23 protein-coding genes are annotated in these 18161 nt (G+C 56.2%); all 23 read right to left on the bottom strand.

Annotation, left to right across the window (positions count from 1 at the left end):
• Positions 1 to 4: 4 nt before the first annotated feature.
• The gene (gene flhB, locus DLM86_RS29510) at positions 5 to 1108 is read right to left on the bottom strand and encodes a flagellar biosynthesis protein FlhB (protein WP_110843643.1); all 1104 of its coding nucleotides are present in this window, start codon (positions 1106 to 1108) and stop codon (positions 5 to 7) included.
• Between the two features lie 30 nt (positions 1109 to 1138).
• On the bottom strand, positions 1139 to 1927 hold the full coding sequence (gene fliR, locus DLM86_RS29505; protein WP_110843642.1) for a flagellar biosynthetic protein FliR: 789 nt from the start codon (positions 1925 to 1927) through the stop codon (positions 1139 to 1141).
• 13 nt (positions 1928 to 1940) lie between these two features.
• Positions 1941 to 2210: a flagellar biosynthesis protein FliQ gene (gene fliQ, locus DLM86_RS29500; protein WP_110843641.1), complete on the bottom strand. Its 270-nt coding sequence runs from the start codon at positions 2208 to 2210 to the stop codon at positions 1941 to 1943.
• A gap of 37 nt (positions 2211 to 2247) precedes the next feature.
• Positions 2248 to 3012: a flagellar type III secretion system pore protein FliP gene (gene fliP, locus DLM86_RS29495; RefSeq protein ID WP_110843640.1), complete on the bottom strand. Its 765-nt coding sequence runs from the start codon at positions 3010 to 3012 to the stop codon at positions 2248 to 2250.
• Positions 3009 to 3701 (bottom strand): flagellar biosynthetic protein FliO, encoded by a 693-nt coding sequence (locus DLM86_RS29490; RefSeq protein WP_146250327.1) that lies wholly within the window; start codon positions 3699 to 3701, stop codon positions 3009 to 3011. Before DLM86_RS29490 ends, fliP begins: the two co-directional genes overlap by 4 nt.
• Positions 3698 to 4060, bottom strand: coding sequence for a response regulator (locus DLM86_RS29485; protein WP_110843638.1), 363 nt, complete (start codon positions 4058 to 4060; stop codon positions 3698 to 3700). The genes DLM86_RS29490 and DLM86_RS29485 overlap by 4 nt, the downstream gene beginning before the upstream one ends.
• Positions 4061 to 4088: 28 nt before the next feature.
• Positions 4089 to 5414 (bottom strand): flagellar motor switch phosphatase FliY, encoded by a 1326-nt coding sequence (gene fliY / locus DLM86_RS29480; protein WP_110843637.1) that lies wholly within the window; start codon positions 5412 to 5414, stop codon positions 4089 to 4091.
• Positions 5404 to 6402 (bottom strand): flagellar motor switch protein FliM, encoded by a 999-nt coding sequence (fliM, locus tag DLM86_RS29475; RefSeq protein ID WP_110843706.1) that lies wholly within the window; start codon positions 6400 to 6402, stop codon positions 5404 to 5406. The genes fliY and fliM overlap by 11 nt, the downstream gene beginning before the upstream one ends.
• Positions 6403 to 6432: 30 nt before the next feature.
• Positions 6433 to 6915, bottom strand: coding sequence for a flagellar basal body-associated FliL family protein (locus DLM86_RS29470; RefSeq protein WP_245955006.1), 483 nt, complete (start codon positions 6913 to 6915; stop codon positions 6433 to 6435).
• 4 nt (positions 6916 to 6919) lie between these two features.
• Entirely contained in the window at positions 6920 to 7141 is a 222-nt protein-coding gene (locus DLM86_RS29465) for a flagellar FlbD family protein (protein ID WP_110843636.1), read from the bottom strand.
• 74 nt (positions 7142 to 7215) lie between these two features.
• Positions 7216 to 8040, bottom strand: coding sequence for a flagellar hook-basal body complex protein (locus DLM86_RS29460; RefSeq protein WP_110843635.1), 825 nt, complete (start codon positions 8038 to 8040; stop codon positions 7216 to 7218).
• A 112-nt stretch (positions 8041 to 8152) separates the two neighbouring features.
• Positions 8153 to 8539 (bottom strand): TIGR02530 family flagellar biosynthesis protein, encoded by a 387-nt coding sequence (locus tag DLM86_RS29455; protein ID WP_110843634.1) that lies wholly within the window; start codon positions 8537 to 8539, stop codon positions 8153 to 8155.
• 12 nt (positions 8540 to 8551) lie between these two features.
• Positions 8552 to 8971, bottom strand: a complete 420-nt coding sequence (locus DLM86_RS29450; protein WP_110843633.1) for a flagellar hook capping FlgD N-terminal domain-containing protein — start codon at positions 8969 to 8971, stop codon at positions 8552 to 8554.
• A gap of 33 nt (positions 8972 to 9004) precedes the next feature.
• Positions 9005 to 10447, bottom strand: coding sequence for a flagellar hook-length control protein FliK (locus DLM86_RS29445; RefSeq protein WP_158289717.1), 1443 nt, complete (start codon positions 10445 to 10447; stop codon positions 9005 to 9007).
• A gap of 55 nt (positions 10448 to 10502) precedes the next feature.
• Positions 10503 to 11435: a MotE family protein gene (locus DLM86_RS29440; protein WP_110843631.1), complete on the bottom strand. Its 933-nt coding sequence runs from the start codon at positions 11433 to 11435 to the stop codon at positions 10503 to 10505.
• A gap of 34 nt (positions 11436 to 11469) precedes the next feature.
• Positions 11470 to 11910, bottom strand: a complete 441-nt coding sequence (gene fliJ / locus DLM86_RS29435) for a flagellar export protein FliJ (RefSeq protein ID WP_110843630.1) — start codon at positions 11908 to 11910, stop codon at positions 11470 to 11472.
• A 5-nt stretch (positions 11911 to 11915) separates the two neighbouring features.
• On the bottom strand, positions 11916 to 13238 hold the full coding sequence (gene fliI / locus DLM86_RS29430) for a flagellar protein export ATPase FliI (protein WP_110843629.1): 1323 nt from the start codon (positions 13236 to 13238) through the stop codon (positions 11916 to 11918).
• Complete coding sequence (gene fliH, locus DLM86_RS29425) at positions 13231 to 14079, bottom strand: flagellar assembly protein FliH (RefSeq protein WP_110843628.1); 849 nt, start codon at positions 14077 to 14079, stop codon at positions 13231 to 13233. Before fliH ends, fliI begins: the two co-directional genes overlap by 8 nt.
• Positions 14072 to 15088, bottom strand: a complete 1017-nt coding sequence (gene fliG / locus DLM86_RS29420; RefSeq protein ID WP_110843627.1) for a flagellar motor switch protein FliG — start codon at positions 15086 to 15088, stop codon at positions 14072 to 14074. The genes fliH and fliG overlap by 8 nt, the downstream gene beginning before the upstream one ends.
• 12 nt (positions 15089 to 15100) lie before the next feature.
• The gene (fliF, locus tag DLM86_RS29415) at positions 15101 to 16687 is read right to left on the bottom strand and encodes a flagellar basal-body MS-ring/collar protein FliF (RefSeq protein WP_110843626.1); all 1587 of its coding nucleotides are present in this window, start codon (positions 16685 to 16687) and stop codon (positions 15101 to 15103) included.
• Between the two features lie 46 nt (positions 16688 to 16733).
• Positions 16734 to 17042, bottom strand: a complete 309-nt coding sequence (fliE, locus tag DLM86_RS29410; protein ID WP_110843625.1) for a flagellar hook-basal body complex protein FliE — start codon at positions 17040 to 17042, stop codon at positions 16734 to 16736.
• Between the two features lie 32 nt (positions 17043 to 17074).
• Positions 17075 to 17524, bottom strand: coding sequence for a flagellar basal body rod protein FlgC (flgC, locus tag DLM86_RS29405; RefSeq protein WP_110843624.1), 450 nt, complete (start codon positions 17522 to 17524; stop codon positions 17075 to 17077).
• A gap of 3 nt (positions 17525 to 17527) precedes the next feature.
• Complete coding sequence (gene flgB / locus DLM86_RS29400) at positions 17528 to 17932, bottom strand: flagellar basal body rod protein FlgB (protein ID WP_110843623.1); 405 nt, start codon at positions 17930 to 17932, stop codon at positions 17528 to 17530.
• Positions 17933 to 18161: the final 229 nt, after the last annotated feature.

The raw sequence follows: 18161 nt of genomic DNA, 5'->3' as shown, positions 1-18161 counted from the left end.
TCCCTTATTTGACGTTGGCGCTCGTTTTGCCTTTGAGCTTATATACATAGGCCAGCACTTCGGCTACCGCCTGGAACAAGTCGGCCGGAATCGTCTGCCCGATTTCGACTTGCGCATACAGCGCCCGTGCGAGCGGCTTGTTTTCCATCCGAATGACGCCGTGCTCTTCGGCGACCTGCCTTATTTTCAACGCGACGTAATCCGTCCCTTTGGCGACGACCATCGGCGCCTCCGCCTGCTTCGGATCGTAGCGGATCGCGACGGCGAAATGGGTCGGGTTCGTAATGACGACGTCCGCTTTCGGCACGTCCTGCATCATCCGCTGCATCGCCATCCGGCGCTGCTTTTCGCGAATTTTGCTTTTGATGAGCGGGTCGCCTTCCGTGTTTTTGTACTCCTGCTTGATTTCGTCCTTCGACATCCGCAAATTTTTCTCGAGCTCGTACCGCTGGTACATATAGTCGAACAGAGCCAGAACGAGCAAAATCGCGGCGATTTGGACGCCGAGCATCAGGATGAGATGCGCCGTATACGAAAACGTATGGATGACCGGCCATCGTCCCATCTCGATAAACTGTTCCTTCTCGCTCCATATCGTATAAAACACGACAAGACCGATAACGGTCATTTTCATAATCGATTTCAGCAGCTCGATGAACGAGCGCAATTTGAACAGGTTGCCGATTCCTTTAATCGGATCGAGCTTGCTGAACGACATCTTCAACGGCTCGAGCGTTAGCAAAAATCCGATCTGCGAATAGGAGGCGACAATGGCCATGACCATCGCCAAGCCGAATATCGGCGCCAACAGCAAAAGCCCTTCGAAAATGAGCTTGCCGAAGACGAGCGAGACGTTGTTCGGCGTCATCTCCATCGTCATGTAGTCGTGGAACGAAACGACGAACATGTCCTCGATTTTGTCCCGCATCATCGTCCCGTACCCGAACAGCAGCAGCAGGACGCCGAACAGGATGAGCGCGGACGGAAGCTCCATGCTTTTCGCGACTTGTCCTTTTTGACGTGCTTCCTGACGCTTTTTCGGCGTCGCCTTTTCCGTTTTTTCTCCGGCGAACAGCTGTAGGTCGAGCGGTAGCGCGAATCGCTGCACGGTGTATTCGTTCCCCCATCGAAGCTGGAATCAGTTCGGCTTGTCCGCGATCAGCTTGACAAGCTGGTCCATCGACCGGAACAGCGTGCCGAACAAATCTTGAAACAAATAAATGAAGCCGGGCAAAATGAGCACGAGCAGCAAAAAGCCCGCAATGATCTTGATCGGCACGCCCACGACGAAAATGTTGAACTGCGGCGCCGTTTTCGATAAAATGCCGAGCCCGACGTCGGTCAAAAACAAGGCGACGACGAGCGGAGCGGACATTTGCAAAGCCAGCGAGAATACGCCGGAGAACGAACGCAGCAAAAATTCGTGTACCGCCCCGTCGTGAATGCGCGCGAAAAGGTCGTTCGAGAGCGGCATCCATTGGTAGCTCTTCATGATGCCGTCGATTAAGTAATGGTGTCCGTTAAACGACAAGAACAGCAATATGGCCACGATAAATTTGAAATTGCCGACGATCGGACTGGACGCGCCGGTCATCGGGTCGATCACGTTGGCGATGCCGAGCCCCATCTGGATATCGATGAACGATCCGGCGATTTGAACCGCGGTAAAAAACAAGTACGCCGTGAAGCCGAGCAGCAGGCCGACGACGACCTCTCGGACGATCGATACGACGTACATGCCGTCCATCTCGGTCGGAGCGTTCAGGCCGACGGCGGCGAACGTCAGGAACGTGATCATCGCCGCCAAGCCGATTTTCCATTGCGGCGGTACGCCGCGCGTGGAAAATACGGGAGCGGCCAGCAAAAAGGCGGTAATACGGCAAAAGATGAGCAGCCAGTTCGGTACGTAAGGGATCCATGCTTCCATTCGGCTCTCGTCCTTACCCGATGAACTTGTACAAATTGTCTAGCAGATTGAACGTATAATCGATCAGCGTTTGCAAGATCCACGGACCGAAGACGAGGATGGACAGCAGGACGACGACGATTTTCGGAACGAAAGCGAGAGTTTGCTCCTGAATTTGCGTCGCCGCCTGAAACACGCTGATGATTAAACCGACGACGAGCGCCAGCAGCAGCATCGGCGCGCTCGCCTTCAATACCGTATAAACCGCTTCTCCCGCTATGCGGATGACGAATTCGGAACTCACCGCTTCCCCTCCTTTCCGTTGTCGGTACCGGCAGCCGCTAGACCGGCGCGTGAAAGCTGAGCAGCAGCGACTTGACGACCAAATACCAGCCGTCCACCAGGACGAACAGCAAAATTTTGAACGGCAGCGAAATCATGACCGGCGGCAGCATCATCATCCCCATCGACATGAGCGTGCTCGCCACGATCATATCGATGACGAGAAACGGGATGAAGATCATGAATCCCATCTGGAACGCGGATTTCATCTCGCTGATCGCGAAAGCGGGAAGCAGCGCGGTGAGCGGCGTATCCTCGACGCCCTTCGGCTTGTCCGCCTTCGAGTAGTTCAGGAAGAGCATCAAATCTTTTTCGCGCGTCTGCGCGACCATGAACTTCTTCAGCGGCAGCGCCGCTTTTTGGAGCGCCTCGGTCTGGGCGATCTCGCCCTTCAAATAAGGCTGCAGCGCCGTCTCGTTGATCGCCGATATCGTCGGCGACATGACGAACAGAGTGAGGAACAGCGCCAGTCCGATCAGCACCTGATTCGGCGGCATCTGCTGCGTGCCGAGCGCCGTCCGGACGAAACCGAGCACGATGACGATTCGCGTGAAGCTCGTCATCAAAATCATGATCGAGGGCGCGAGGCTAAGGATCGTAATGAGCAAAATCAGCGTGACCGTGTTGGAGGAGCCGGCGGCCCCTTCCGAGCTCCCGATGTCGATGTTGATGCCGGGAATCGGATCGGCGGCGAACGCCGTCGCCGGGTGCAAGACGATCAGGAGCAGGAGCACGGAGCCGAGCAGCAGAGTTAGTTTTTTCATGGCTCGACCTTCTTGTCCGCATCGTCGCCCGTACGCAGCATTTGTTCCATCAGCTGTTTGCGGCCCGCCATATGCTTCATTTTCGTCTGGAACACTTCCTGGAACGAAGCGGCTACTTGATCGTCCTCGTCCGGCGTCTGCTTCTCGCGTTTCAGAAAGCCGCCAAGCCATTCGCCCACCTTCGGGAACGTCCGTCCCGCCGCGGAACCGTCCGAACCGAACGTCGCCGCGATGTACGCAACTTCTTCGGGATCGTCGATTTTTTGGATGAGCCGAACGTCCTCGCCTACGCCGATCACATAGATGGAACGACCGATTTCGACGATTTGCACCGATTTGTTCGGGCCTAGCGGCAGGCCGCCCAACGTTTTGACCGCACGGCCTTGCGACCATTGCCATTTTTTTTTCGATAAAAACTTAATGATTAATAGAAAGATGCCGATAATAAGAATAAGGAAAAATACGACTTTGACCATCGTTGCAAAAACGGCGCCCGAATCCCCGGGGATTGCGGCCCCGTTCGTGCCGTCCGGAAAAAGGTTTGCTCCGTTACCCGCATCGCCTTCCGCAAACGCGACAGCCGGGATTCCCCACGTTCCCGGCAGCGACAGGACGGCTAAAGCGGCAGCAAGCCTATCGAGTTTGCGCAGCAACTTCAATCGTCCCCTCGCCTGTTCGTATCGGTTCACCCCAGCGTCTTCTTGATCGCTTCGATAACGCGGTCGGCTTGGAACGGCTTGACGATGAAGTCTTTCGCGCCCGCCTGGATCGCATCGATTACCATCGCCTGCTGGCCCATCGCGGAGCACATGATCACCTTCGCATTGGGGTCGAATTTTTTGATCTCCTTCAAAGCGGCGATTCCGTCCATCTCCGGCATCGTGATGTCCATCGTGACGAGGTCCGGCTTCAATTCCTTGTACTTCTCGACGGCAACGGAGCCGTCCTGCGCTTCCCCGACCACTTCGTATCCGTTTTTGCTCAAGATGTCCTTGATCATCATCCGCATGAATGCCGCGTCGTCCACGATCAAAATTTTGTTAGCCATTGAGTCCAGTCCTCCCAGGAATGAATAATTATTGTAATTTTTGAATGCGATCCATTTGGCTGATTATATCGGTTACGCGAACGCCGAAGTTTTCGTCGATGACGACCACTTCGCCTTTGGCGATGAGCTTGTTGTTAACCAAAATGTCGACGGGCTCGCCGGCCAGCTTGTCGAGCTCGATGATCGAACCTTGGGAAAACTCCAAAATGTCTTTGATCAGCTTCTTGGTCCTCCCCAATTCTACGGTAACCTTCAGGGGGATATCCAGCAGCAAATTAAGGTTCGTATCGTCGGCCTGCATCGCGCCCCCCGACAAGTTGGAAAACTGCGCGGGCTGGACGTTGACGTTGCGGCCCGGAAGTCCGCCGTAATTGGCCGGAGCCTGCGGCTGCATCGGAGGTTGCTGGTACATCGGCTGTTGCGGGTATATCGGCTGCCCCATCGGCTGCTGATACATCGGCTGCTGAGGCATCATCGGAGGCTGCTGATACATCATCGCCTGCTGCTGATACGGATCGTAAGCCGGCATCGACGGTGGAACCGGCGCGTTATTCGCGTATCCGGCCATCGGATCGGGCTGCGGCGTTGCGGCCGGCTGCTCGTAGGCCGTCTCCGCTACGTCGGACGATGGCGACGAGAACGCGGGCTCGGCTTGCATGTCCGTGCCGCCCATCAGGATCGAGACCATCTCGCGGGCGAACGAAACCGGAAGCAGCTGCATGAGCGTCGAATCGATCAAATCGCCGATGATGAGCCGGAACGATATTTTGACGAACACGTCTTCCCGCGGAAGCTGATCTTTCCCTTCCCCGTTCGGCAAATCCAAGATGTTGATCCCGGGAGGCGAAATGTTGACGAACCGGTTGAAAATCGTCGACATGGACGTAGCGGACGAACCCATCATTTGGTTCATCGCTTCCTGGACGGCGCTGATATGGATTTCCGTCAGCTCCATCTCTTCACTGACGTTGCCCGTCCCGCCCATCATCAAATCGGCGATCACCTGAGCGTCCTTCGTCTTGATGACGAGCAGGTTGATGCCGTCGAAGCCGTCGACATAGTTGACGTGAATGGCGACGTGCGGATGCGGAAACTCGTGCTCCAGCTCCGTTCGAGCGACGACGGATACCTTCGGTGTCGTAATGTCGACCTTTTTCCCGAGAAGCGTCGACAAGGCGGTCGCGGCGCTGCCGAACGTGATGTTCCCGATTTCTCCGAGCGCATCCTGCTCGATGGGGCTCAAGTAGTCGTCAACCGAAGGTTCGTCGGATGACGCGCCGCCGCCGAAATCTTCGCTCGTTTGCCGAAGAAGCGCGTCGATTTCTTCCTGCGATAAATAATCTTTACTCGTCATGTTCTTCTTCCCCTTCGTTGACGATCTCCGTCACTTGTACGGCGAGTTTGTCTCTCACGGTTCCCGGGCTTCCGATAAATTTGAGCCGTTCGCCCACCTTGATATGAAGACCTTGATCCACCGGCTTGTTGAGCGTAATGACGTCCCCCACCGCGAGGTTCAAAAATTCGCGTACGGTGATGGCCGACTCGCCCAGCTCCGCGATGACCGGCAGCTTCGCCTTGTGCACCCGTTCCTGGAGCGCTTCGACTTCCTCCGGAGCCCTGCTTTTGCGTTGAGCCAAAAATTGGTGATGCACGGACAATCGCGGCATGATCGGCTCGATGACGACATGGGGAATACAGAGGTTGATCATCCCCGTCGTATCGCCGATTTTGGTCGTGAGCGAGATGAGCGCGATCGTCTCGTTGGGCGACACGATTTGCATGAACTGCGGGTTCGTCTCCAACGCTTCCAGCCTCGGCGACAAGTCGATGACCGTCTTCCACGCTTCCTGCAAGCTTTCGAACGCCCTGCTGAAAATGCGCTCCATGACGATCGTCTCGATCTCCGTCAGCGCGTTGATTTTGGCAGGCGAGCTGCCGGGACCGCCCAGAAGCCGGTCCAGCATCGCGAACGCGACGTTCGGATGCACCTCAAGCACCATGCGGCCTTCGAGCGGCTCCGCCTCGAATATATTTAAAATCGTCATTTTCGGAATGGAACGAATAAATTCGTCGTACGGCAATTGCTCCACTTGAACGACGTTGATTTGCACGAACGTGCGCAGCTGCGCCGAGAAATATGTGGTCAAATACCGGGCAAAGTTTTCGTGAATCCGGGTCAAGCTCCGGATATGATCCTTCGAAAAGCGGACGGCGCGTTTGAAGTCGTACGCCCGCACCTTTTTTTGCGTTTCTTCCTTTTTCAGCTCTTCCGCGTCCATTTCGCCGGATGACAGCGCGGCGAGAAGAGCGTCGATCTCGTTCTGCGAAAGTACGTCTACCAATTCCATCACCCCCTTATCCGAAGCGTACGATTAATTGTGCACGATATTGTAATCCGTGATGTCGACCTGCACCAATTTTCCTTTGGATAAAATGGGATTGATTTTATTGATAAGTGTCGTGCTGATCAAATCTTGACCTTTGCTGCCGCTGGCCTGCTCGGCCGTCGTGTCCGCCAGCGTTTGGAGAATGACCGCTCTAACGCGGGTCGTCAGCATTTCGAACTCTTCCTTTGCCTTCGCGTTTTCGAGCAAGAAGGCGAAGCTTACTTTAATGTAGTTTTTGCCGGACAAATTCGTCGTGATGTCCTTGATTTCAACCGTATACTCTTTGATTTGCTCCGCGGTCAGCTTCTTCGGCTTCACGTTCTCGACGGAGTTCGCGGCTTGTGCGGACGGGTCGCTCGGCTGGGACTTTTTGTCCAAATAATCCCACAGAATGAAGCTGGCTAGCGCGATCAAGGTAATGGCGATGAGGATCATGATTAACCATTGCAACATTTTGTTCTTGAACATGACGTTAAGAGCCCTCCGGAACGTTATTCTTCACTGCTACCCTGATCGAACCGACATTCTGCATGTAGGCTTTCACCAAGCTTACCACGTCTGATACCTTCTCGGTCACGATGAACTTTTTTCCGGTCGTCAACGTTATGAGCGTATCCGGAGTTTCCTCGATCGTCTCGATCAACAGAGCGTTAATGGTCAACTTGCTGCCATTCAACCGTGTGACAGGTATCATGCTTTCCCTCCCGAAACGTCTATCCGATCCCTACCGCGGCAAAGGGGGCGGCGCCCCCTCTGACGCTTCGGTTTTTATCGTTTCAAGCTTAATATTTCCTGCAGCACTTCGTCGGAAGTGGTAATGATTTTTGAGTTCGCCTGGAAGCCGCGCTGGGCGACGATCATCTCGGTAAACTCGCCGGTCAGGTCGACGTTCGACATTTCCAGCTGGCCGGAAATGATCGCGCCGGTTCCGATCGCCGGGTCGTTCGCGACCGTATCGAGGTTCAGCTCCTCGGCGGATGCGTTCGGCGTAGTCCGGTACATGTTCCCGCCGACCTTCTCCAAGCCGGCCGGGTTCGTTACTTTTACGACGGCGATTTGCATCCCGTCGATCGGCGCCGAGGTGCCGTCCACGTTGACGCCGATAAATTGGCCGTTCTGATCGATCGAGAACGCGGTGACCGCCGCCGTATCGATCGGCGGAAGCACCTCTCCGCCTACTCCGACGACGCGGTAGCCGTCGGCCGTTACGATTTGTCCCGCCGCATCGACCTTGAAGTTGCCGTCGCGCGTCAAGAAAATGCCGCCGTCCTCGCCGTTTCGAACGGCGAAGAAGCCATCGCCGTCGATCCGGACGTCCGTCACGACGTTCGTCGTCATGGCGCTGCCCGGCGTATGAAGCGTATCGATCGCGGCCAACGTCACGCCGAGGCCGATCTGCTTCGCGTTGATGCCGCCGCCTCCGTCAGCCGGAGCGGTGACGCCCGCGACCGTCTGGCTCAAAATGTCCTTGAACATCGCGCGGCTGCCCTTGAAGCCGATCGTATTGACGTTCGCGATGTTGTTGCCGATGACGTCCAGCTTCGTCTGGAAGCCTCTCATCCCGGATACGCCCGAATAAAGCGATCTTAACATGCGTGTTCCTCCTCGAGAACGTAAGAGCCGTAAATGGTTCATAATCGGTTCGGGCTGCTTCAAGCGGTCCGCAGCCCCAGGCTCCCTGTCGGGCCAGCCTGTGTGTACCGGGTCATATAATGACGGCGCTGTCGATTTGCGTAAAGACGTTGTCTTTCATCGAAGCTCCGTCCATGGCGGTTACGATCGTTTTGTTTTTCACGTTCACGATCATCGCCATGTTGTCCATCAAAATGAGCGACTCCTTGGAGCCTTTGGCGGCGGCCTTTTCGATCGCCGATTGAATTTTGGCCATTTGCTCCGGCTTCAGCTCGATGCCTCGCTGCTGTAAACGAACTTCCGCATGGTGACTGACGCGCACGAGGCTGTCGCGGAACACGTCCTGAAACGAGCGCGTTCCGGCCGGCTGCTGCCGGACGTTCGGATCGCTGCGCTTCGCGGGTGAACCCGGCGGAACCGCATTCGGATACAAATGCCCGACCGTCATTCGATCAGCCATGACTCACACCTTCTAGTTTTTGATTTCCGCGATCTGATCGAGCGGCGCTTGCTTGTCGCCGACGACGGCGTACTGCTTGCCGTCCTTGATCTTGATCGAATCGACGACGCCGGAGTGGGTCTCCTTCTCGCCGGTCGAATTCGTCTGCGTCCAGCTGATCGTCTTGCCGATCAACGACGAGCTGAACCCGATCGATTGCCGCAGCGTTCTCATTTCCTCGGCCATGTTCGTCAGCTGCTCGACCGAAGTGAACGTCGCCATTTGGGCGATAAATTCTTTGTCTTGCAGCGGCTGCGTCGGATCTTGGTTGGACAGCTGGGTGACGAGAATTTTCAAAAACTCGTCTCGTCCCAAGTTGCTGCTCCCCGTTTTTTGCTTCTCGATGGCGCCTTTGTAATAGTACGTTCCCATCGATGCGCCTACTGTAGGCATGCGGATTCCTCCATCGCGCAAGACGCGCGCGTCTTATGCCGTTACGTCGAACGAGCTGTCTCCGTTCGTCGGCTGACGCCCGGACAAGCTTTCCAGCTCCGCTACGAAATCGACGGGACCTTGCTCGTAATCGGACGACTTCGATTTGTTCTTGCGGTCGAACTGCTGGGACGATTGCTGCTGCCGGGAATCCTGGAACAATCCGGAAAACGCCGGGCTGCTCTGCGACACTTCCAGGCGGTCCACCTGCAAGCCTTGGCCGTTCAGAACGGCTCTCAGCTGGGACAACTGGCTTTCCAGCATTTCTTTGCCGTGCGTCGTATCCGCCATGAAATGCGCTACGATTTGGCCGTTGTGCATCGACACCTTCACGTCGACTTGACCGAGATGCTCGGGCATCAGCGTAATGCGCACTTCGGACATGCCGGTCGACGCGTTCACCTTCAAGCTTTTCATCGCTTGAGCCATATCTTCGGCGAATCGATCGGCGCGTACGACAGGCGATTCGGTCTGCGTCGTCTGGTGGTGCGGCGTCAAATGGCGAAGCGGATGGTTCGTTTGGACCGATGCTCCATTACCGCTGCCCGTATCGACAGCGGGTGCCGATTCGGCCGCTTTCTCCTCGGAGCCGGTCGTTTCGACGGTCGCGGCAAACGCGAATTGCGGTTGAACGCCCGCCTTCGCGGCCAACGCCTCGAGTCGGCTTTTGCGTTCGTTGCCGATCATGTCGACGGCGGTCGCGAACGAGGATTGAACGTTTCCTTCGCCTTCCGACTGCTTCGAAGCCGATTTTGAACGGGACGAATGCTGCGCCGTTACGGCGGATGCAGCCTGCTGAGCGGCGTTCGCTTGGCTTCCCGTCTGGGCTTGATGTTGCGCGGCAGTCGCGGCGTCCGCCGGTTTCGCGCTTTCATCCGTCAACATCGGCGCGATCATGCGTTCAAACGCTTGCACGATTTGGCCCACTTCCGATTCGTTCGGCTGCTGCCGGGCAAGTGCGGCCAATTGCCGAAGCGTATGCAGCAGATCGGCATACTTGTTCGACAGCGGACCGTTCGCGCCCGTCGGCGTCAAAGCCGCGTCTTCAAGCGAATCGTCCGTCTTCGCGCCGGACGGCTGCCATTGCGTAACGATCGCTTGCGCGAGCTCAAGCAGAGCCATAAGACCGTCCAACAGCTCCTCCTGACCTTGAAGGTCGGTCTCGTCTTTCAGGGAAGCCAGCCATTGCGTAAGTACGTCCCCCGGCTTCGATTCCGTTTCCGCGGAGTCGGTCGGGACAAGTCCTGCCAGCAAGCTCGCGGCAAGCAGGGTCGACTGCGCCGGCGCGATCGTTCCGTTTGGTCCGATCAGCGCTTGAACGAGCGTATTCGCGAATGCGTCTTGCGACGATCCGCTGGCGCCTCGGTTAGCGATCACGCCAATCGGCGCGGATCCGCCGGACGGCAGAACGTTAAGTATTTGGATAGGTGCGCTCATGATTTTTTTCACCTCCTTTCCGTGCGTTTGTCGAATTGGGGTGGTGCTCATGCGCTTACGGCGCCGTGTTTACGCTTGACTCCGACAGCTTCGCGCTGAGCGCTGCGGCGATTTGCTTGTTCGCGTCGGAGACGGCCCCGAGCACCTTGGCGCGGCCGGCGCTGTCCATCGCCTTCAAAATTTCGAGCACGCGCGGTTGGTTCGCCGCGTTCATCTCGATCAAGATCGCCGCGGCGCTCTTCGGCACCATTTGCGAAAACGTCTGACCCAGATCGCTTTTCGTCATCGCGGGATCCGCTTTCTTCTCCGCTTCCTTGTTGATGTCGAGACGCTCCTGCAGCGCCTGCAGCTGCAAATCTTTGGCCGGTACGGCATCCTTCAGCTGGATCGACGTTTCCGCCGCCGTGGCGGGCGTCATTTTCTCCAAAATCTCGCCCCGGTCCGCCGGCTTCATCTCGCTCAGGACGAGCGCCCGCTCCTTAAGCGTCATCGCTTCCAGAATGGGGGCCGATTTGCTTGGCATCATATTCGCATAGATGGAGGCGAGCTGCTGAATTTGCGCCTTGTATTCCTCGTCCGTCCGCGTCTTCGTCTGCAGCTTTTCTTCGAGCGCCGCGACTTGGGCTTTCAAGTCTTTGATCGTCTGATCCTTCTGCTGGCTTTGGCCCGACGCGGCTTGCAGGTCGGCCTCGGCTTGCGCCAGCTTCGTCTTCAGCTGCTCGAGCGCGGCCTGGCCGTCTTCGGCCTGAGACGAAGGTTCGGCGGCAGTGGAAGAAAGCGTCACGCGATCTTTCGTCTTCGGATCGGGCACGAACTTCTCCAGCACCGGCACGTTATTCGCGGCCCTCAATACGCCGTTCATAATGCTCGTATCGAACAGGGCGAACAATACTCCAAGCAGGACGACCGTAAAAATAATCGGGGTCGCGAAAAACAGAAAGCGCTCGAAACCGCCGTACGAAGATTTTTCGACGTCCGTATTCGCCATGTCGCCAGCCTCCTTTCCGGTCGGTCGCTTCAGTTCAAATCGTCTGGGCGCGGCGGGTCAGTGCGATTTCGTCCATTTCCTCCTGCTCTTTTTTCAGCACGAAGGCGGTGAACTGCCGATGCGCCTTTTCCTTCGCTTTGGTCCACACTTTCTCTTCCATCATTTTTTCGGTCAGCGCTTGTTGCTTATCCGCCACGTTCGACTGCGCCCGGTGGACGTCGTTCGATTTCGCGCGGATTTGCTGCTCCATATGCTGCAAATAATGCTGCAGCATCTGGATTTGCGAGATCGTCGTCTTGCGGGCCGATGCGCTCTCGAGCTCTTCGGCGACCCGACGGTGCTCGGCCAGCAGCTCCGCAAGCGTCAGCTCCTCCCGCTGAAGCGCGCCCACCGCTTCGGAGAGCATCCATTCGGCCTGTTCCTTTTCGTTTGTCTTCAGATCGACCAGCTTTTGCAACGGATACCGAAAACGCAAATGGCTCAACCCCCGCCGAATTGTTGGATCAATTGATCGTACGCGTCGGAATATCCGACTTTCTCGCTCGTCTTTTGCTGCAAATAGCCCCAAATCGTTTGGATATAGTCGAGCGAAGTGTCGATTTCTGGATTGGATCCTCGCTGGTACGCCCCGATATTGATCAGATCCTCCGAATCTTTGTAAATGGAAAGCAGCCGTTTCAATCGGTTGGCCGCGTCCGTCTGCTCCTCGGGAACGATTTCCTTCATGCAGCGGCTCACGCTCGCCAATACGTTGATGGCCGGGTAATGCCCTTTATGGGCGAGATTCCGATCAAGCACGATATGGCCGTCCAATATGCCCCGCACCGTATCGGCGATCGGCTCGTTCATGTCGTCTCCGTCGACGAGCACGGTGTAGAAGGCGGTAATCGATCCTTTGGGCCCGGTCCCCGCCCTCTCGAGCAGCTTCGGCAAGTTCGCGAACACCGAAGGCGTATAGCCGCGCGTCGCCGGCGGCTCTCCGATGGCGAGTCCGACTTCGCGCAGCGCCATCGCATACCGGGTCACGGAGTCCATCATGAGCATGACGTTCAAGCCGCGGTCGCGAAAATATTCGGCGATGCTCGTCGCGATCAACGCGCCTTTCATCCGGATAAGCGCGGGCTGATCCGACGTCGCCACGACGACGACGGAGCGGGCGAGACCTTCGGGACCGAGATCGCGCTCGATGAAATCGAGCACCTCGCGTCCACGCTCCCCGATCAGGCCGATGACGTTCACGTCGGCCGACGTGTTTCGCGCGATCATGCCCATCAGCGTGCTTTTGCCGACGCCGGAGCCGGCGAAGATGCCGACACGCTGTCCTTTGCCCAGCGTCAGCAAACCGTCGATGCAGCGGACACCGACGCTGATCGGCTCGTGCACGCGGGGTCGCTTGAGCGGATTGTTGACGGCGCTGTTCGTCGAGTAGTGAGCCATCCGCGTAGGCAGGAACGAACCGTCAAGCGGCTGCCCGAGTCCGTCGAGCACTTTGCCGAGAAGCTCGTGGCCGACTTGGACCGTAAGCGGCTTGCCGGTGCCGACGACGTCGCAGCCCGGGCCGATCGAGTGGAGCTCGCCGAGCGGCATCAAAAGAACCTTGTTGTTCCGGAAGCCGACGACCTCCGCCTTGAGCGGCGTCGAAGACTTGAACGGGTATATATAGCAAACGTCCCCGACGCTGGCGTCGGGTCCTTCCGATTCGACGGTCAGTCCGATGACCTGCGTCACCTTGCCGTTCACCCGGATCGGATCGATATGACGCAAATGCTCGATATACTTGAACGCTTGCGGACCGTTATTCATCGTCCGGAGCACCTTCGTTTCTGAGCGCTACTTGCTGCAGCCCTTTCTTGATTTCGTCCAGCTGCGTGTCGATGCGGGCATCGATGCTGCCGAAGGAAGAGCGGATGACGCAGCCGTGGTCCCGCACCGTCGGGTCGGGTATGATCTGCAGCTCGGCCTGGGAATCGACGGCGAGCATGAGCTCCTCCCTCGCGTCCTGGACGAACGAGAATTGATCGGGCGACACGCACAGCGTAATGATGCCTTGCTCCCGGCGGCGCTGCAGCACTTTTTTGATTAATTCGATCGACCATTGCGGGTCGAGCGTCAGCTGCCTCGCAATAATTTTTTCCGCGATCGAGCAGCTAAGCTCGATCAGGAACGGCTCGGACTCTTGAATCATCCGGTGCTTGATCTGGACCGCCGATTCGATAATCGCCTGCGCTTCCGCGAGCATCTGCTCGTATTGGCGCCTGACGTGCGCTTCCGCTTCCTCGAGCCCTTGCGCATAGCCGGCCTGCTTCCCTTGCTCGCGCGCCTCGGACGTCAGCCGCTCGTCTTCGGCCCGGCGCTGCCGCCACCATTCTTCGATGTCGTCCCGGGCTTGCGCGCGCATCCGCTCCGCTTCCTCGGACGCTTGGGCGACGACCGTTTCGGCGAACGATTCCGCATCGCGAATGATTTGTTCTTTCGCTTCCACCAGGGCGGCCTCGACCTCGCCGATCGATTCGTCGGCCGGTTCGCCGGACTCGGAACCGGCGTCGATCGGGGCCGGATCGAGCAAATGCTCCGGAAGTGCAACCTGAATCAGCTTTTTATCGTCAATTGGAATATAATGGGTCGCTTTGATGACGTTAGACAATGATATCGTCTCCTCCGCCGCGAGCGATAATAATTTCGCCGGACTCCTCCAGGCGTCGGATCGTCGCTACGATGCGCGTTTGCGCTTCTTCGACGTCGCGCAGCCGGACGGGTCCCATATATTCCATTTCCTCCCGAAACGTTTCCGCCATCCGTTTGGACATGTTTCGGAAAATGACTTCGCGCACTTCTTCGCTCGCCACCTTGAGCGCAAGCTGAAGATCGGCGTTTTCGATATCGCGGATAATGCGCTGGATCGAACGGTTGTCGATGTTGACGATATCTTCGAAGACGAACATCCGCTTTTTGATTTCCTCGGCGAGCTCCGGGTCCTGAATTTCGAGCGAATCGAGAATCGTCCGCTCCGTCCCCCGGTCGACGCCGTTCAAAATTTGAACGATCGCTTCGATACCGCCGGCCGTCGTGTAATCCTGCGTAACGGTGGAGGACAGCTTCTGCTCCAGCACCCGCTCCACCTGATTGATGACTTCCGGGGACGTGCTGTCCATCTGCGCGATCCGCTTCGCCACGTCCGCCTGCTTATCCTGAGGCAGCGAGGACAAGATGATCGACGCTTGATCCGGCTGTAAATATGAGAGAATAAGTGCGATCGTTTGCGAGTTTTCGTTTTGGATAAAGTTCAAAATTTGCGCCGGGTCCGCCTTGCGGGCGAAATCGAACGGCCGCACCTGAAGCGTGGCCGTCAGCCGGTTGATGATGTCCATCGCCTTGGAGCTGCCAAGCGCCTTTTCCAATATTTCTTTGGCGTACTGAATGCCGCCCTGCGAAATATATTCTTGAACAAGGCATATTTGGTGAAACTCGGCCAAAATCGCCTCCTTCTCGGCGTTGTCCACCTTTCGGACGTTAGCGATTTCAAGCGTCAGCTGCTCGATTTCTTCCTCGCGCAAATGTTTGAATATTTGGGCGGACACTTCCGGCCCCAGGCTGATGAGCAATATGGCCGCCTTTTGGCGTCCCGTCAACCCTTGCTGCACCGCTTTCGCCACTGAGGTCCCCTCCTATTCATCGACTAGCCAGGTGCGCAGCAAGTTTACGAATTCTTCCGGTTTTTTCTTCGCCAGTCCTTCCAATTGCTTGCGGACTTGGCTTTCGTTCGTTACGTTTTCGATATCGATCGTCGGCAGTTCCATCTTGGTCGGCGGCGGCAGCTCTTCCTCGACAAGCTCGAGCTCCCTCTGCTTCCGACGGCGGATCATGAAGCCGGCGACGCCCGCGAGCGCCATGGCCGCTACGCCGATCCCGCCCCACATCCAATAATTGATGCCCGCCTGCTCCGCAGCCGTCGATGCCGCGAAAGGCTGGGCGAACAACGTCACTTTTCGGGCGATATCCGCTTCGGTCAGCGTCTGGCCGCTGTCGGCAAGCGACGCGGAGACGATGCTGACGAGCGTTTTTTGGATGTTATCCTTCATTTCCTGGGTCAGCGAATTCGGATCGTCCTTAATGGGCGGCTCGATTCCGACACTTATCGACAAATCTTTTACGACAAAAGGACTCGAAACAATGTCGTTCGTAATCCGGTTCACTTCGTAATTGACGATCTTGTTCGTTTCTTCCGATTGCGATTGTCCGCCGGCGTTTTGTCCGCCCTGGTAGGTCGGCACGTCCGTCGTGCCCGTTCCCGGTACGCCGCCGTTCGTCGCTCCGTTGCTCGACTGCGATTTGTTGTTCTCCTGCACGCTGATTTCGATCCCTTTGTTGTCTGCCGTGTTGACCGGCGTCACGAGGTTTTGCTTACTCGTCTTCTGGTCGAAATTCAGTGTCGAAATAACGCTGACGACGACTTTGTTCGGGGCGTACATTTTACCCAATAAGCTCATTATATTTTTTTGCAAGTCGTTTTGGAACTGATTTTTGATTTGGAACTGCTGCTGAATTTGGCCCGACGTGCCCGCAATCGCCCCGTTCGTCTTCGAGTAGGGCAGAAGCTCGCCGTTCTGGTTCGAGATCGTAATGTTCTCGTACTTCAGCTTCGGGATCGTCTTCGCGACCAGATTGTACATCGTGTCGATTTGCGGCTGCTCGAACCGGTATCCGTTCTCGATGTTCAGGACGACGGATGCCGTCGATTCCTGCGGCTGCGTCGACAAAAACGCGCTTTCCTTCGGCACCGTGATCAGGACTTTGGAACTGGCCACGCCGTTGATCTGGTTGAACATTTGCTGGATTTCGCCCTGCATGGCGTTTATCAGCTTCACGTTGAACTCGTTGTCCGACATTCCGAACGTATTGCTTCCCTCGAACGCTCCGTACCCGAGCGACCCGCTCTTGTTAAGCCCTTGGGACTCGACCTCCAGCTTGATCGAGGCGGCTTCGCTTGCCGGTACGGCGATCGTTTTCCCGTCCGCTCCGAGCTGATATGGAATTTTCGAATCGTCCAAATATTTTTTTATGTTGGCGGCGTCGTTCGGCTGCAAGTTGGTGAACGCCGTTGCATACTCCGTTTTCGATAAGTTGATCGAGGTCAGGATGACGACCGCCACCAGGATCACGATCGTCCCGAGTACCATATATTTTTGATTTTTGCTCAGCTGTTTCCAATATTGAGTCGCCTTGTCCCGATATTGGACCAATGTCTCGTTCACTTCGTCACCCCATCCGGGAATCTGCTGCTGCGTCTACCGATCACGGTTAAATTTGCGTCCTCATGATTTCCTGGTAAGCCTCGATGACCTTGTTGCGAAGCTGTACGGTCATCTCCAGGCTCAAGGACAGCTTTTCGGCCGCGATCGTCAGCTGGTGCGCATCGGCGACTTCTCCGGTAACGAACTTGTCGTTCAATGTATCGACTGCCGCTTGCTGCTTGTTCAAATTGGTCATCGCGTCGTTCAGAAACGAACCGAAGTCTTTGGCGATTTGAGCGGCCCCGGTCTCTTTGCTCGGATTCGAATCCAACGTAACGAGCGGTTTTTTGGGCAAAAATCCGATTTGTTCGATCATGCGGCGGAACCCCCCGTATTATGTCTGCAGCATCATTTGCCGATTTCCAATGCTTTCGTAATCATCGATTTGGTTGCGTTCAAGGCGGTAACGTTCGCTTCGTACGAACGCGTGGCCGACATCAGGTCGACCATCTCTTTCAGGATGTCGACGTTGGGCATCTGCACGTAGCCCCGTTCGTCGGCATCCGGGTGGGTAGGGTTGTATACTTGCTTGAATGGTGCCTCGTCTTCGAAGACGCGCGAAACTCGAACGCCTTGCCCGGTCGCGCTGTTCATCGAGGCTTGCAAGTATTGGGAGAATGGCGCGGGCTCCTTCGCTTCCATCGAGACGATTTTGCGTTGGTAAGGCACCCACCGTCCGTCGACCAGCTTGCCGCGGGTCGTGTCGGCATTCGCCATATTCGAGGAGATGACGTCCATCCGAAACCGTTGCGCCGTTAGGGCGGAAGAGCTAATGTCGAATCCGTTGGTCAGTTTCAATTATCATCTTCCCCCGTTCAACGCTGTGCGGTAATTTTTCAAATCGTGGCTGACTTGTCCGATCAATACATTGTAGCGGAGCTGGTTTTTGGCCATCAGCGACATTTCGTAATCGATATCGACGTTGTTCAAGTTGTTGTTCATCATCGTGTTGACGTCTGTCGCGACTTCCGGCGCAAGCGGCGCCGTCGACCGCCCGATCGGGATATGACGAGGATCGGTCCTGCGTCCTTGGATCGACGTTTTTGTCAATTCCTTCTGCAACAATTCCTCGAACAGGACGTCCGACCGTTTGAAGTAAGGCGTGTCTACGTTGGCGACGTTGTTCGCGATCACTTTTTGTCGAAATGTGGCGGCGTCCAACGTCCTTTCCATTAGCCCAAGGCTTCGGGTGTCCCAAAAAGCCATTCCAAATACCCACTTTCGCGTAAAAAGTTAAGTAATGTATTCTTCACACCCGACTGTATTCCTTCTTTTTTCGACTTATTCACCAAAAAAATATATTGGCAAATGTCTATTCCTGTTGTATACATGGCATCTATTTCCTATGCATACAAACCATCTATATCTTGAATGTATACAACAAAGTTTACAATAAGTAAAAAGCCCTATCTTTTTCAAAGACAGGGCTTCGGTC

The sequence above is a fragment of the Paenibacillus flagellatus genome (assembly GCF_003217775.1).
GTDB lineage: Bacteria > Bacillota > Bacilli > Paenibacillales > NBRC-103111 > Paenibacillus_AB > Paenibacillus_AB flagellatus.
This window is presented reverse-complemented; position numbering and strand designations above follow the sequence as displayed.

Excerpts from the sequence above, each read along its gene's own strand:
- DLM86_RS29485 (WP_110843638.1), bottom strand. The coding sequence starts at position 4,060 with ATGGCTAACAAAATTTTGATCGTGGACGACGCGGCATTCATGCGGATG.
- DLM86_RS29455 (WP_110843634.1), bottom strand. The coding sequence starts at position 8,539 with ATGGCTGATCGAATGACGGTCGGGCATTTGTATCCGAATGCGGTTCCG.
- flgB (WP_110843623.1), bottom strand. The coding sequence starts at position 17,932 with ATGGCTTTTTGGGACACCCGAAGCCTTGGGCTAATGGAAAGGACGTTG.
- fliY (WP_110843637.1), bottom strand. The coding sequence starts at position 5,414 with ATGACGAGTAAAGATTATTTATCGCAGGAAGAAATCGACGCGCTTCTT.
- fliR (WP_110843642.1), bottom strand. The coding sequence starts at position 1,927 with ATGGAAGCATGGATCCCTTACGTACCGAACTGGCTGCTCATCTTTTGC.
- fliP (WP_110843640.1), bottom strand. The coding sequence starts at position 3,012 with ATGAAAAAACTAACTCTGCTGCTCGGCTCCGTGCTCCTGCTCCTGATC.
- DLM86_RS29470 (WP_245955006.1), bottom strand. The coding sequence starts at position 6,915 with ATGTTCAAGAACAAAATGTTGCAATGGTTAATCATGATCCTCATCGCC.
- fliE (WP_110843625.1), bottom strand. The coding sequence starts at position 17,042 with ATGATCGAACAAATCGGATTTTTGCCCAAAAAACCGCTCGTTACGTTG.
- DLM86_RS29465 (WP_110843636.1), bottom strand. The coding sequence starts at position 7,141 with ATGATACCTGTCACACGGTTGAATGGCAGCAAGTTGACCATTAACGCT.
- DLM86_RS29450 (WP_110843633.1), bottom strand. The coding sequence starts at position 8,971 with ATGCCTACAGTAGGCGCATCGATGGGAACGTACTATTACAAAGGCGCC.
- DLM86_RS29460 (WP_110843635.1), bottom strand. The coding sequence starts at position 8,040 with ATGTTAAGATCGCTTTATTCGGGCGTATCCGGGATGAGAGGCTTCCAG.
- DLM86_RS29440 (WP_110843631.1), bottom strand. The coding sequence starts at position 11,435 with ATGGCGAATACGGACGTCGAAAAATCTTCGTACGGCGGTTTCGAGCGC.
- fliI (WP_110843629.1), bottom strand. The coding sequence starts at position 13,238 with ATGAATAACGGTCCGCAAGCGTTCAAGTATATCGAGCATTTGCGTCAT.
- DLM86_RS29445 (WP_158289717.1), bottom strand. The coding sequence starts at position 10,447 with ATGAGCGCACCTATCCAAATACTTAACGTTCTGCCGTCCGGCGGATCC.